This window comes from Stenotrophomonas sp. S41, assembly GCF_016624625.1.
Lineage (GTDB): Bacteria > Pseudomonadota > Gammaproteobacteria > Xanthomonadales > Xanthomonadaceae > Stenotrophomonas.
In genome coordinates this window covers 14494-28146 of sequence record NZ_JACVTV010000004.1, presented here as the reverse complement: position 1 = coordinate 28146, position 13653 = coordinate 14494, and the positions used below count along the sequence as shown (strand labels likewise).

Genomic DNA, 13653 nt, shown 5'->3' with positions numbered 1-13653 from the left:
CCGGGCCATGCCCGGCGAACGCGGGGTTACGACTCCAGCAGCTCCATCCACGCGGCTTCGGCTTTTTCCAGCTGCGCGGCGGTGGTTTCGCGGTCGCGGCCGAGCACGGCCATGCGGGTGGCATCGGCGTAGTTGGCCGGGTCGGCCAGCTGGCGGTCCAGCTCGGCCAGGCTGTTTTCCAGCTCGGAGACCTTGGTTTCGGCGGCGGCCAGCTTGTGCGGATTGGCCGGCTTCTTCTGCACCACCTGCGCCACCGGGGCGGTCTTGACCACCACCGGCTCTTCCACCTGCTCCATGCGCGCCTTGGTGCCCTGCGCCTGCGGACGGGTACGCAGCCAGGCGGCGTAGGCATCGAGGTCGCCGTCGAACGGCTCGACCACGCCATCGGCCACGCGCCAGAAGGTGTCGCAGACCAGGCCGATCAGGTGGCGGTCATGCGAGACCATCACGATCGCGCCGTCGAAATCAGCCAGCGCTTCGGCCAGCGCTTCACGCATTTCCAGGTCAAGGTGGTTGGTCGGTTCGTCGAGCAGCAGCACGTTCGGCTGCTGCCACGCGATCAGCGCCAGCGCCAGGCGCGCGCGCTCACCACCGGAGAAGCCATCGACCGGTTCGAACGCGCGGTCACCGGGGAAATTCCACTTGCCAAGGAAATCGCGGAACGACTGGTTCGGCGCATCCGGGGCGATCTCGCGGAAGTGCTCCATCGGCGACTGGCCTTCGTGCAGCGATTCCACCGTGTGCTGGGCGAAGTAGCCGATCTTCAGGTCCGGGTGCGCCGAGCGCTCGCCGGCAATCGGCATCAACTCGCCCACCAGGGTCTTCACCAGGGTGGTCTTACCGGCACCGTTGGGGCCGAGCAGGCCGATACGCTGGCCAGCTTCCAGGCCGAAGCCGACGTTGTGCAGGATCACCGCATCGGCGCCGTAGCCGGCCTCGACGTGGTTCAGGCGGATCAGCGAGAACGGCAGCTTGGCCGGCGGCGCGAACTCGATGCGGAACTCGCGCTCGGCGCGCACCGCTTCGGTACCGGCCAGCTTGGCCAGGCGCTTCATGCGGCTCTGCGCCTGCGCGGCCTTGCTGGCCTGCGCCTTGAAGCGGTCGATGAAGCTCTGCAGGTGGGCGCGCTCGGCCTGTTCCTTCTCGTGCGCGATCTGCTGCTGGCGCAGCTGTTCGGCGCGCTGGCGCTCGAAATCGGTGTAGCCGCCCGGGTAGAGCTTGGCGCCGCCACCGTGCAGGTGCAGGGTGTGGGTGGCCACGTTGTCGAGGAACTCGCGGTCATGCGAGATCAGCAGCAGGGTGCCCGGGTACTTCAGCAGCCACTGTTCCAGCCAGTACACCGCGTCCAGGTCGAGGTGATTGGTCGGTTCGTCGAGCAGCAGCAGGTCGCTGGGCATCATCAGCGCGCGTGCCAGGTTCAGGCGCACGCGCCAGCCGCCGGAGAACGAGGACACCGCGCGGTGGTGGGTCTCGGCCGGGAAGCCCAGGCCGTGCAGCAGCTTGCCGGCGCGCGCTTCGGCGTCGTAGGCGTTCAGCTCGGCCATGCGCGTATGCGCCTCGGCCACCGCTTCCCAGTCCTCACGGGCGGTGGCGTCGGCCTCGGCGGCCAGCACCGCGGCCACCTCGGTATCGCCGCCCAGCACGAAGCTCAGCGCCGGGTCGGGCAGCGACGGGGTTTCCTGGGCGACGCTGGCGATGCGCACCTTGCCGGGCAGGTCGACGTCGCCCTTGTCCGCCTCCAGCTCGCCCTTCACTGCCGCGAACAGGCTGGACTTGCCAGCACCGTTGCGGCCGACCACACCCACCCGGTAACCGGCGTGCAGGGTCAGGTCGACATTGGACAACAGCAGCCGCTCGCCGCGGCGCAAGGCGAAATTACGAAGCGAAATCATGGGGGAAGGCGTCCATATAACCGAATGGAATGTGCTGGTGAGCACTGTTCCTGCGACGCAATTCTATCGTTAACGAATACTTGACGCGCCCCGGGAAGCGACGCGGTCGCTCCACATCTCTCCCTCGTCGAGTCCGCGCGCCTCCCGGGCCCCTCCCCCGCCAATGCCCGCCACAGCTAAATGATTGCTTTTGCAACGTTTTTTCACATGACGCGCATTTGACAGCTGCTTAAATTCCCGTTAATTGCTGTATTGCGCACCGCAACAACCGTCGTCCGCCTCACCCCCGTGATGTCGATTCCGGTGCCAGTTCCCGCCAACCGGAGCCCCACCCCGATGAACCGCAAGACCAGCCTGATCGCCGCCGCCATCGCTGTCGCACTCGGTGGCGCTTCGTTCGCCGCTGCTGCCCAGCAGACCGGCACCGCCGCCAACACCCTCGATACGGTGATCGTCACCGGTACCCGCGTGGCCGACCGTACGGTCGCCGAGTCGCAGTCGCCGATCGACATCATCACCCCGGAAATCCTGCAGTCCACCGGTTCCGGCGAACTGGCGACCGCGCTGTCGCGTGCCCTGCCTTCGCTGAACTTCCCGCGCCCGGCCCTGACCGACGGCACCAGCGGCGTGCGCCCGGCACAGCTGCGCGGCCTCTCGCCCGACCAGGTGCTGGTGCTGGTGAACGGCAAGCGCCAGCACACCTCGGCGATGATCAACGTCAACGGCACCATCGGCCGTGGCTCCTCGGCGGTGGACATCAATGCCATCCCGATCGCCGCCATCGAGCGCGTGGAAGTGCTGCGTGACGGCGCCTCGGCCCAGTACGGCTCCGATGCCATCGCCGGCGTCATCAACATCGTGCTGAAGGGCAGCGGCAGTGGCGGCAGCCTGGCCGTGGACTATGGCCAGTACTCGGCCGGTGACGGCAACAAGTACCAGCTCTCCGGCGACACCGGCGTCGAGTTCGCCAACGGCCGTGGCCGCGTGCACGTGGCCGGCCAGATCAGCCAGCAGGACGAAAGCAACCGCGCCGGCCCGTACCGCGGCACCACCCCGAACACCGGCAATTTCCCGGCCATCGGTGAAACCACCTTCGTCGTCGGCGACCCGCGCGTGGATGCCACCGCGGCCTCGCTCAACGGCAGCTTCGATTTCAGCGACCACGTGACCGGCTACGCCAGCGCGCTGCTCAGCAACCGCGACATCACCTCGTTCGCGTTCTACCGCTCGCCCAACCACAGCAGCCAGACCGCGCTGCTGTCGCAGATCTACCCGGACGGCTACGTGCCGGAGATCAACCAGTACTCGAAGGACCGCTCGCTGGTGGCCGGCGTCAAGGGCAACACCGACAGCGGCTGGACCTGGGACCTGAGCCTGAACCACGGCGAGAACACCCTGGACTTCAACACCCGCAACAGCATCAACTACAGCCTGGGCGCCACCAGCCCGCGCTCGTTCTACGACGGCACGCTGAAGTACCAGCAGGACATCTTCAATGCCGACTTCACCAAGTCGCTGGACTGGGGCCTGGCCTATCCGGTCACCCTGTCCTTCGGTGGTGAATACCGCAAGGAAAAGTGGGACCAGAACCCGGGCGAACTGAACTCCTACACCGGCACCGGTGCGCAGGGCTTCGCCGGCTTCACCCCCACCAATGAAGTGCACGCCGACCGCCACAACTACGCCGTCTATGCCGGCCTGGAAGCGGACCTGACCGACAAGTTCTCCGCCGGCGTAACCGGCCGCTACGAGGATTACTCGGACTTCGGTGACCGCTTCTCCGGCAAGCTGTCGGCGCGCTATGCCTTCACCGACAAGGTCGCGCTGCGTGCCACCGCCTCCAGCGGTTTCCGCGCCCCGTCGCTGGCCCAGCAGGGCTACCAGGCGGTGACCAGCCAGTTCACCAACGGCGTGTTCGTCGAACGCGGCACCTTCCCCACCACCAGCGCGGCCGCACAGGCGCTGGGCGCTTCGCCGCTGAAGGCGGAAACGTCCACCTCCTACAGCCTGGGCCTGGTGCTGCAGCCGGTGGACCGCCTGTACATCACCGTCGATGCCTACCAGATCGACATCGACAACCGCATCGCGCTGTCGTCCAGCATCACCACCAACGCCGCCACCAGCGCACTGCTGGGCACGCTGGGCCTGCCGCAGGTGACCGCGTTCTCGTACTTCACCAACGGCCTGGACACCCGCACCCGCGGTGTTGATTTCGTCTCCAGCTACACCGTGCCGTTCGCGGCCAGCAGCCTGGAACTGACCGCGGCCTACAGCTACAACGACACCAAGGTGCAGCGCGTCGGCGGCACCCCGGCCGTGTTCGGCACCCTGGGCCTGACCCAGTCGCTGATCGGCCGTGATGAGATCGGCCGCATCGAGGACAGCTACCCGCGCGACAAGACCGTGCTGAGCGGCACCTGGCGTTCGGACCACTGGGAACTGGGCCTGGCGGCCACGCACTACGGTGAGTTCACCGTGCGCAACTCGGCCACCGCCCTGCGCGACCAGACCTACGGCGACAAGTGGGTGCTGGATGCTTCGGTGAGCTACAAGCCGAGCAGCAACTGGACCCTGACCCTGGGCGCCGACAACCTGCTGGACGAGTACCCGGACCGCACCGAAGACCTGCAGAACTCGACCTTCGGCATGCTGCCCTACAGCAACTACTCGCCGTTCGGCTTCAACGGCGCGTATGTGTACGGCCGCATCAAGTACAACTGGTAAGGGGTAACGCCGGCCGCTGGCCGGCATTCCCGGGCCCTGGTGGGGTCAGAGCCCTTTTCCTGCGGGAAAAGGGATCTGACCCCATTCTCGTTTACGGTTTGCCGTATGTGGCCGCATCGGTGAAAATCGGGGCATCCCCTCCGATTTCCTGCGAGTGCCGATGCACCATGACACCGACCTGATCAACATCGTGGCCGTTGGCCTGGGGCTCGCCTTCATCTTCGGCGCGCTGGCCAACAAGCTGCGCTTGTCTCCTCTGGTCGGGTATCTGGTGGCTGGCATCTGCGTCGGCCCGTTCACCCCCGGCTTCGTCGCCGACCAGGCGCTGGCCAACCAGCTGGCCGAACTGGGCGTGATGCTGCTGATGTTCGGCGTCGGCCTGCACTTCTCGCTGAAGGACCTGATGGCGGTGAAGGCCATCGCCATCCCCGGTGCCATCGGCCAGATCGCCGTGGCCACCCTGCTGGGCTGGGGCGTGGCCTGGCTGATGGGCTGGCCGGCCCTGCACGGGGTCATCTTCGGTTTCTCGCTGGCCACCGCCAGTACCGTGGTGCTGCTGCGGGCGATGGAAGAACGCCGCCTGCTGGAAACCCTGCGCGGCAAGATCGCGGTGGGCTGGCTGATCGTCGAGGACCTGGCCTGCGTCCTGGCACTGGTGATGATGCCGGTGCTGGCCGGTGTGTTCGGCCCCGACGCCGCCAAGGAAACCCACACCCTCGGCAGCGTGCTGGCCGACATCGGCTGGACCTTCGTGCAGCTGGGCCTGTTCGTGGCGGTGATGCTGGTGGTCGGCCGCCGGGTCATTCCGTGGATCCTGGAGCGCATCGCCGGTACCGGTTCTCGCGAGCTGTTCACCCTGTCGGTGCTGGCCATCGCGCTGGGCGTGGCGTTCGGCTCGGCCATGCTGTTCGGCGTGTCCTTCGCGCTGGGCGCGTTCTTCGCCGGCATGCTGCTCAACGAATCCGAACTGAGCCACAAGGCGGCGCATGATTCGCTGCCGCTGCGCGATGCGTTCGCGGTGCTGTTCTTCGTCTCGGTCGGCATGCTGTTCGACCCCAACATCATCGTGCAGCACCCGTGGCAGGTGCTGGCGACGGTGGCGATCATCATGTTCGGCAAGTCGGCGGCGGCGTTCTTCATCGTGCGCGCCTTCGGCCACCCGACCAGCACCGCGCTGACCATCTCGGCCAGTCTGGCGCAGATCGGCGAATTCGCCTTCATCATCGCCGGCCTCGGCGTCGCCCTGCAGATCCTGCCCAAGGAAGGCCAGTCACTGGTGCTGGCCGGCGCGCTGGTGTCGATCATGCTGAACCCACTGGTGTTCGGCCTGCTGGACCGCTGGCAGGCCAAGCAGGAGCAGTCGACGCAGGCGGCCGAGCCCGAAGAGGCCACCGGCCCCTCGCGCGACCTGCATGGCCACGCCATCGTGATCGGCTACGGCCGCGTGGGCAGCGAGCTGGCGCAGGTGCTGCGCGACCGTGGCGTGCCGGTGCTGGTGATCGATGACAACAAGGAACACGTCGAGCAGGCGCACGCCAAGGGCCTGGCGGCGATCCGCGGCAGCGCGGCGGCCGACCGGGTGCTGGCCGAGGCCCATCCGGAGCGGGCGAAGATCGCGGTGCTGGCCATTCCGCAGCCGCTGGAAGCCGGTGAGGCGCTGGCCAAGCTTCGGGCGATCAACCCGGACCTGACCCTGCTGGCGCGGGCGCACAGCGATGCGGAAGTGAAGCATCTGCTGGAACACGGTGCCGATGGCACGGTGATGGCCGAGCGCGAGCTGGCGTATTCGCTGGCGGAGATGATCATGTCGACGCCGCCGTACCGGAATCTGGGGCAGCACAGCATCCCGGTGGTGTGAGGGGTGGGGCGTGGCAGGGCTTGCAGCCCTGCACCTGCAGAATCAACGGCAACTTCAACGCCAAAAGCTGACTATCCGTGGGATGGCGGGGCGGGTCCGGTGGCAGGGGACGCCGTAAACCCATCCATGGGGGCTTGGTCGCGGCATCCATGCCGCTCACACCCCTGCCACCGGACCCACCCCGCCTTCGACACTTTCCCGCGGCTGTCGGAAATGCTGATGTTGGAACTGCTGATGTTGGTGGGTGCCGACCGTTGGTCGGCACGGGGTCGGATCCCGTGGCTGCGTAACGGGCTCTGACCTTGTTCTGCTCTGGTAGGTGTCGACCTTGGTCGACACGGTAGATCCACGCCATGCGTGGATGCTCTTGTGATCAATCAGGCTTCGCGGCGTGCTCTGCCTGGAGATGCTGCGAGGTCGCATTGGCCTGATCGTAGATTTCAAACAACGCTGTGCGGTTGTGCCATGAGGCAAACAGCACTGTGAGGACAGCTGCGATTGCCAGGGTCGATTTCTTCATCCGAGTCACGTCCTGATTGTGAAACTCCGTCGTATCGGCATTTGGACTGAATGCAGCCTCCGGGTCAATCGGGCGTTTCTGGCTTACCGGGGTCAGAGCCGTTTTCCGTTGGAAAACGGATCCGACCCCTTACCCGGCCGTACAAAAAAATCCCCGGCGGGCCCGCACCCGTCGGGGATTCGTCTTGCTGGGATTGCCAGTTCTGCCACGCCTTGGAGAGGCAGTTCCACCGTAACCCATCCTGCCCTGCGTGGTGATCGCCGCTGGCGATGACGACCAAGCCTGCAGCTATCAGGCCGCCGCCAGCGCCTGCTCGAGGTCAGCGCGCAGGTCGCCGATATGTTCGATGCCGATCGACAGGCGCACGGTGTCCTCGCTGACGCCGGCACGGGCCAGTTCGTCGGCATCCAACTGGCGGTGCGTGGTCGAGGCCGGATGCGTGGCCAGCGATTTTGCGTCGCCGAGGTTCACCAGGCGGGTGAACAGCTTGAGCGCATCCAGAAAGCGTGCGCCTGCGTCGCGGCCACCGGGCAGGCCGAAGGTCAGTACGCCGGAGCCGTGCCCGCCCAGGTAGCGCTGCGCGGCGGCATGTTCGGGGTCGTCGGCCAGGCCGGCATAGCGCACCCACGCCACCTTGTCGTGCGCCTGCAGGTACTGCGCCACCGCCAGCGCATTGGCATTGATCCGCTCCATGCGCAGGGCCAGGGTTTCGATACCCTGCAGGATCAGGAAGGCGTTGAACGGCGACAGTGCGGCGCCGGTATTGCGCAGCGGCACCACCCGCGCGCGGCCGATGTACGCCGCCGGACCGAGGGCTTCGGTATAGACCACGCCGTGGTAGCTGGGGTCCGGCTCGTTCAGCCGCGCGAAGCGTTTGCGCTGCGCGGCCCAGTCGAAGCGGCCCGAGTCGACGATCGCGCCACCCAGGCTGGTGCCGTGGCCGCCGAGGTACTTGGTCAACGAATGCACCACGATATCGGCGCCGTGCTCGAACGGGCGCAGCAGGAATGGCGTGGCCACGGTGTTGTCGACGATCAGCGGTACACCGGCGGCATGCGCCACCTCGGCGATCGCGGCGATGTCGGTGATATTGCCGCGCGGGTTGCCGATGGACTCGACGAACACGGCCTTGGTGCGTTCGTCGATGAGCGCGGCAAACGCAGCAGGGTCCGCCGGGTCGGCAAAGCGCGCGGTGATGCCGTACTGCGGCAGCGTGTGCGCCAGCAGGTTGAGGCTGCCGCCATACAGCGCGCTGGCCGCCACGATGTTGTCTCCGGCCTCGGCGATGGTCTGGATGGCATAGGTGATGGCCGCCTGTCCCGAGGCCAGCGCCAGTGCACCGATGCCGCCTTCCAGCGCGGCCAGGCGCTGTTCCAGCACGTCGGTGGTGGGGTTCATGATGCGGGTGTAGATGTTGCCCGGCACCTTCAGGTCGAACAGGTCCGCGCCGTGCTGGGTGTCATCGAAGGCGTAGGCCACGGTCTGGTAGATCGGCACCGCCACCGCACGCGTGGTCGGGTCGGGACGGTAGCCACCGTGCACGGCCAGGGTTTCCAGTTGCCACTGCGGGTCACTCATCGCACCTGACTCCATCCGGGAAACGGCCACCATAGGGCAGCCGTGTCGCGCGGGTCAGACCCACTGGCAATCAGCCCCTAACTGCGGGTTATCAGCGGCCATCGCCCGGGCACGCCGGCCCCTCGCCGCTACCGCACAACATCACGCCACTGAGCCATTTCACCCAGGTCACCACGTCAACTTCCTTCACCTCGGTGCGGAACGCCTTCTGCACGGTGTAGAAGCCCTCCTGGCCCTGGATGCCCTTGATCCAGGAGGTTTCCGGCTTGCCGGTAGCGGGGTTGAGCGGGCAACTGAGCATCAGCACCGCCATTGGACGACCGTGTTCTTCCCCCTCACGCAGCCAGTTCGCCTGCGTGTCCGGGCAGGCTCCACGCCAGCCGGCTTCCATGATGCCCAGGAATTCGCGCGGTGAAACCGATGCGGAATTGGGCGCAATGTTGACCGTGATCATGTCGGTCCAGGCTTCCACGGTCTGCCCCTTGGGCACGTACTCGGTGATGTCGCCGGTCTGCGGATCAGACGCCTCAAAGGCTTTGACATAGCCATCGAACCTTGGCATCAGCACCTGTTCGCTGCTGGCTGCCATCGCAGTGGTGGCGAAAAGGCTCATGCCCAAGGCAAGACACAACGGGACAGCGCGGAACATTTTCATGGAACTCCTTCTCCTGATAAGCAAGAACTACATGGAACGCGCACAGCATGAAGCATGTCTGGAATGTTCGCCGAGCCATATGCGACAACGCGCGAGTGTTTGTGACGCATTCGCACGACAAGCATCTCGCCCGAATTCAGTTACGCCGTTGAAAAGTGAGATTTTCGTCACTCAATTGGGCGTAGGAGTGTATTGGTTTGAATTCCGCCCATCCGCGGCCGTATCGTGGAAGCATTCAGGGATGCTAGGTCGATTGATGATGGACCGATTGATGATGGAACTCAAAAGGCAGCGGGTCAGGTCACGTGTGGTTTCCCGCACGCTTTGCCCCCTGTTGCTGGCATTGCTGCCGCTGCTTACCGCATGTGGGAGTAAAGAACGCACGCCCCCTCCTTATGAATTGAATCCTTCGCCGAAGGAAGCGGTTGAGGTGATCGTTACGACACATGACGCGCCCGAGGACATGTATCTGGGAGGCGCAGCGGTCGGCTACATGATCGCCAATGGCAACTGCCTGCCACCCATCGAAAACTTCGAGGGCGTCAGTTACGGAATCGAGAAGCATCTGATCGAAATTCCGCTCAGGAAAATTGCTCCCGACAGGTATGCCGGCACCTACTTCCGCGATGGGCTGGCGAGCAAAAACTACTTCGGCCGTGGAATTTGCTCGTGGGAAGTTCAATACGTCAGCGCAAGCCTCAGAACACGTAGCACCGAACGATTTACTTACTTCACCATCAGTACAACACCGGAAGAGCGAACGGCCACCCGTTATAGCCGGAAGGAAATCACGACTGTACTTGATGACGGTGAGATCTATCCTGCGAACGACCTCTCTGAAGCCAATTTTGAGAGTTCGATCCCCGCATCCGACCGAAGCAAATATTTCTCGTACAACATCTCAATCATCACAAGGAAGGATGAAGAATGAACTCAAGGATCCATGCTGGATTGTCCAACGCGGCTTATGGCGCGCCCAAACGGGATGAGAAGGGGGTGCTGCAGCGCGTCCATATTGGGGACCAGGAGTTCTTGCCTTTAAAGCACATGGATACGTCCAGCGGCTACCAGGGCACGATCTACAAGAACGTGAAGACTGGCGATTACGTCGTAGCCCACCGCGGCACCGAATTTGACCGGGAGCTGCTCAAGGATGGCGTGGTTGACGTCGGCATGGTGACCGGCAAACTCAACGCCCAGCTGCACGATGCACTGGAACTCACCCGGCTGGCAAAGGAGATGGCGGAGCGGGACCACAAGCCGCTGACCGTTACCGGCCATTCCCTTGGCGGCGCGTTGGCGCAGATCACCGCCCACCACTACAACCTGCCCGGCGAGGCCTTCAATCCCTACGGCGCTGCCGGTCTGGGCTACCGGATCCAAGAGGGCCAGCCGGCGCACGCCGCACGATTCACCAACCACGTCATGGCCGGCGATTTCGTCAGCGCCGCCAGCGAGCACTACGGCAACGTGCAGATCTATGCCCTGCCCAGTGAACTGAGCCAGCTGCGCGCCGCCGACAACATGGCCGCCTTGGGCGGTCCAGCCAAATCCGCGGCCCTCTTCGGGCTCACCCCTGTGCTCGCGGTGCAGATGGCCGATTCACACCGGCTGAAGCACTTCTTGGATGACCCGACCACGGTGCCACCGCGAGTGTCGGTGCTTGGACAGGAATCGGCAAGGATCACACAGCCTGAAGACCAGGCCCGAGTAGATGCTTTCCGGGAGAACATGGCGCTGCAGCGCGATGCCATTACCCGGCTGAGTCGGGGCATCCCGGGCCTTGCCGTGGAGGGCATCGACAAACTGCGTGGCCACGACGAACCAGGCGCCTTCGGCGAGCGACAAGCACGCGCTGCCGAACTCGCTGCCCACCCTTTCAATCCCGCCGAGCATCGCGAAGCGCCTGGCTCAGATGGCGGCCCACGCCGCGAGAATCCAGCCTTCCACAGCAGATCTCCGCTGGAAGATCGCTTGAACGAAATGCTCAACGCAGACCCCGACCGTTTCAAGGTCCTCAACCAGCAGATGTCCACGCTCAATGCTGGCCAGGCGCTGGACCAGCAGGCGCAGTCCTAGGTGGATGCCGAGGACCGGGCGCGCCCGCACAGCCAGGAACAGGTCGCCCAGCAGGCCGCACAACAGGAACAGGCAGCCTCGGCCATGCACCGTTGACCCAGCGGAGACACGCTCATGGATGAACGCGAACTGGAAGATCTGATCAGCAAGACCGCCCTGCTGCTGGAGCGCTACCAGCGGATGTGCACGGATATGGGCCAGCAGCAGTCGCAGCTGTCGGCCGCGTTGAGCGGGCTTGCACAATCACTACCCGCACAGTTGCGGGCCAGCGCCTATGCTGCCGTAGCTGGACTGAGCCAGGGCGCGGTGACATCACTGCCTGAATTCGGATGCTGATGTGTGATGGCCATCAAACATCAAGCCGCGGAGCCGTGTCGATTTGAAAAGGCCCCATCCGCAGCCGTATCGTAGAGACATTCAAGGACGCTGGATTGGTTGATGATGGAACTCGAGGGACATCAGGTGTTTGCGCGTGCCGTTTCCCGCGCACTCTGCCCCCTGCTGCTGGCACTTCTGCCGCTGCTGACTGCGTGCGGGAGCAAGGAGCGGACGCCTCCGCCCTATGAGGCCAATCCGTCGCCGAAGGAGGCGTACGAGGTTGTCATCACGACGCATGACGCGCCTGAGGATATCTACGCATCGAGTGCCTCCGTGACGTACGAGGTCACGAATGATTGCTTGCCGCCCATCGACAATTTTGAAGGCGTTCGGTACGGCATCGACAAGCACTCGCTCGACATTCCGCTACGGAAAGTAAACTCAACCACATACGAGGGAACATACTTCCGCGACGGCATCCTCAATGCCGACTATTACGGGAAAGGCGCTTGCGACTGGGAAGTAGTATTGGTTGGCGCGACACTAAAAACGGACACCACCACATCTCCCACCTACTTCACGATCTCCACTACCGTGGACGCCGGAAGTGAGACAAGGTACTCAAGCAAGAGCATCAAACCTTTGATCAATGATGGCAGTCCCTCTCCTGCAGACACCATACCGACATCCAGATTCCTCAAAACAGTACCTGTCGCTCAGCGTGGCGATTATTTCTCTTACCAGATCACCATAAGTCCAAGGAAGGAATAAAATGAGCAAAAGCACCAATGCAGACCTGTCCGACGCAACATATTCTCCGCCTCAGTTCGAAGCCAATGGAGACGCGAAGGAAATCGATGCCGGCGGAGGAAAATTTGTAGCTGTAAAGCATATGGACCTGCCAAGCGGCTATCAGGGAACGATCTATAAAAACGTGGAAACCGGCGATTACGTCGTCGCCCATCGCGGCACCGAATTTGACCGCGAGCCGCTCAAGGACGGCGCGATCGACCTCGGGATGGTCACCACCCGCTTCAATGGACAACTGAAGGACGCCTTGGAACTCACGCGCGAGGCCAAGGAAATGGCTGACCGCGATGGTACGAAAGTCTCCGTCACCGGACACTCGCTCGGGGGAGCTCTGGCCCAGGTCACCGCGCACCATTACAACCTGCCCGGCGAAGCCTTCAATCCCTATGGCGCCAACAGCCTGGGTTATCGCATTCCAGCAGGCCAGCCCACGAACGCCGCGCCTTTCACCAATCATGTAATGGCCGGTGATTTCGTCAGTGCGGGGGGCAGGCATTACGGCAGTGTCGAGATGTACGCGCTTCCCAGCGAGCTGAGGACGCTGCGCCATGCCGATTTCGCTTCCCGCGTGCTTGGCGGAGTAGCCAGCGAGGCCATTAAACCCCTCGCAGCAGGTGCGCTGGGTGATTCCCATCGGATGAAGCACTTCGTCGATCACGTTGAAAATGGCGTACAGGTCAAATCGGTGCTCGAAAATCCCTCGGCGCGCATCACCGATCCTGACGACCAGCGCCGCGTCGATGCCTATCGCACCAGCATTCACCAAGTGCGTTCCACCGCCACGGTGATTGCTCGCGGGGCTCCCGGCCTTGCAATGGATGCCGTGGATGCAATCCGTGGTCCGGATGAGTCAGGTGCCTACGCACAGCGCCAAGCAGCCGCCAAGCACGCAACTCCTGCGTTCAACCCTGCCGAGCACCGCAATGCCCCCGGCTCCGACGGCGGACCAAGGCGGGAAAACCCCAGCTTCCACAGCGAGTCGCCCCTCGGGAATCGATTGAATGACCTGCTCAACGCAGATCCTGATCGCTTCAAGGTTCTCAACCAGCAGGCGTCCACGCTCAATGCCGGGCAGGCGCTGGATACCCAGGTGCGCAACCAGGCAAACGCCGAGGACCGGGCGCGCGAGCACGCGCAGAGCTCGGCCCAGCAGCCGCAGCAGCAGGCCGCCCAGCAGACAAGCCAACAAGAACACGCTGCATCGGCCGTGGGCCGTTGA

The 13653-nt window shown here is 64.2% G+C and carries 11 protein-coding genes; 7 read left to right on the top strand and 4 right to left on the bottom strand.

The window, feature by feature from the left end; translation table 11 throughout:
- Positions 1-26: 26 nt before the first annotated feature.
- Complete coding sequence (locus IAE56_RS01665) at positions 27-1892, bottom strand: ABC-F family ATP-binding cassette domain-containing protein (RefSeq protein ID WP_108769740.1); 1866 nt, start codon at positions 1890-1892, stop codon at positions 27-29.
- A gap of 336 nt (positions 1893-2228) precedes the next feature.
- Between IAE56_RS01665 and IAE56_RS01660 the strand changes: the two genes are divergently transcribed.
- Both IAE56_RS01660 and ybaL read left to right on the top strand, forming a co-directional pair.
- On the top strand, positions 2229-4616 hold the full coding sequence (locus tag IAE56_RS01660) for a TonB-dependent receptor (protein ID WP_200751222.1): 2388 nt from the start codon (positions 2229-2231) through the stop codon (positions 4614-4616).
- Between the two features lie 160 nt (positions 4617-4776).
- A complete protein-coding gene (ybaL, locus tag IAE56_RS01655; protein WP_164074492.1) occupies positions 4777-6474 on the top strand; it encodes a YbaL family putative K(+) efflux transporter in 1698 nt (565 codons plus the stop codon).
- Positions 6475-6847: 373 nt separating this feature from the next.
- Here the strand turns inward: ybaL and IAE56_RS01650 are convergent, their stop codons facing one another.
- From IAE56_RS01650 to IAE56_RS01640, 3 genes are all read right to left on the bottom strand, one after another.
- Entirely contained in the window at positions 6848-6994 is a 147-nt protein-coding gene (locus IAE56_RS01650; protein ID WP_164074493.1) for a hypothetical protein, read from the bottom strand.
- Positions 6995-7285: 291 nt separating this feature from the next.
- Complete coding sequence (locus IAE56_RS01645) at positions 7286-8572, bottom strand: aminotransferase class V-fold PLP-dependent enzyme (protein ID WP_200751221.1); 1287 nt, start codon at positions 8570-8572, stop codon at positions 7286-7288.
- Between the two features lie 91 nt (positions 8573-8663).
- A complete protein-coding gene (locus IAE56_RS01640) occupies positions 8664-9227 on the bottom strand; it encodes a hypothetical protein (RefSeq protein WP_234455821.1) in 564 nt (187 codons plus the stop codon).
- Between IAE56_RS01640 and IAE56_RS01635 the strand changes: the two genes are divergently transcribed.
- The 5 genes from IAE56_RS01635 to IAE56_RS01615 all read left to right on the top strand — a co-directional run bounded on the left by IAE56_RS01635 (position 9226) and on the right by IAE56_RS01615 (position 13653).
- Entirely contained in the window at positions 9226-10158 is a 933-nt protein-coding gene (locus IAE56_RS01635) for a hypothetical protein (protein WP_200751220.1), read from the top strand. The two genes, IAE56_RS01640 and IAE56_RS01635, sit on opposite strands and share 2 nt — an antisense overlap.
- On the top strand, positions 10155-11306 hold the full coding sequence (locus tag IAE56_RS01630; protein ID WP_200751219.1) for a hemolysin: 1152 nt from the start codon (positions 10155-10157) through the stop codon (positions 11304-11306). Before IAE56_RS01635 ends, IAE56_RS01630 begins: the two co-directional genes overlap by 4 nt.
- Positions 11307-11420: 114 nt before the next feature.
- A complete protein-coding gene (locus IAE56_RS01625; RefSeq protein WP_200751218.1) occupies positions 11421-11642 on the top strand; it encodes a hypothetical protein in 222 nt (73 codons plus the stop codon).
- 102 nt (positions 11643-11744) lie between these two features.
- Positions 11745-12395, top strand: a complete 651-nt coding sequence (locus IAE56_RS01620) for a hypothetical protein (RefSeq protein ID WP_200751217.1) — start codon at positions 11745-11747, stop codon at positions 12393-12395.
- A 1-nt stretch (position 12396) separates the two neighbouring features.
- The gene (locus tag IAE56_RS01615) at positions 12397-13653 is read left to right on the top strand and encodes a hemolysin (RefSeq protein ID WP_200751216.1); all 1257 of its coding nucleotides are present in this window, start codon (positions 12397-12399) and stop codon (positions 13651-13653) included.